At 59.8% G+C, this 547-nt stretch carries 1 protein-coding gene; it reads right to left on the bottom strand.

Going from position 1 to position 547, the window contains the following annotated elements:
• Window positions 1-26 precede the first annotated feature (26 nt).
• The coding region (locus RYZ20_RS15820) for an IS3 family transposase (RefSeq protein ID WP_317675179.1) at window positions 27-547 on the bottom strand (521 nt) is incomplete at its 5' end.

The following is a 547-nucleotide window of genomic DNA, read 5'->3' as shown; positions in this document are numbered from 1 at the left end:
TGACCTGCTCCCCTTGGTGTCCTCGTTTATTGGTTAGCTCTGTTCAGGGTTTGGTCCTCTCTTGACCGTTGGTGATACTCCCACGGGGTGAGCCCGTCGAGGCTCGAATGTGGGCGGTGATGGTTGTAGTCGTCACGCCAGGCCCCGATCAGAACCCGAGCATGGCGCAGGTTGGCGAACAGGGGCTCGTTCAGGCACTCGTCGCGCAGGCGGCCATTGAAGCTCTCGACGAAGCCGTTCTGCATTGGTTTTCCCGGCGCGATATAGTGCCATTCGACTTGTCTGTCTTCCTGCCATTTCAGCATTGCATTCGAGGTGAGCTCGGTGCCGTTGTCCGAGACCACCATGCAAGGATAGCCCCGCATCTCAGCAATCCGATCCAGCTCCCTGGCGACGCGAACGCCCGACAGCGACGTATCAACCACAGAGGCGAGACATTCCCGGCTGAAGTCGTCGATCACGTTCAGGATGCGGAACCGGCGCCCCTCGGAAAGTGTGTCTGACACGAAGTCCAGGCTCCAGCGCTGGTTTGGCTCCTGTGGGATCG

The organism is Pseudothioclava alba (assembly GCF_033100795.1).
In the GTDB taxonomy this organism is placed as follows: domain Bacteria; phylum Pseudomonadota; class Alphaproteobacteria; order Rhodobacterales; family Rhodobacteraceae; genus Pseudothioclava.
The sequence above is the reverse complement of the archived record's forward strand: the minus strand, read 5'-3'. Positions and strand labels throughout refer to the sequence as shown.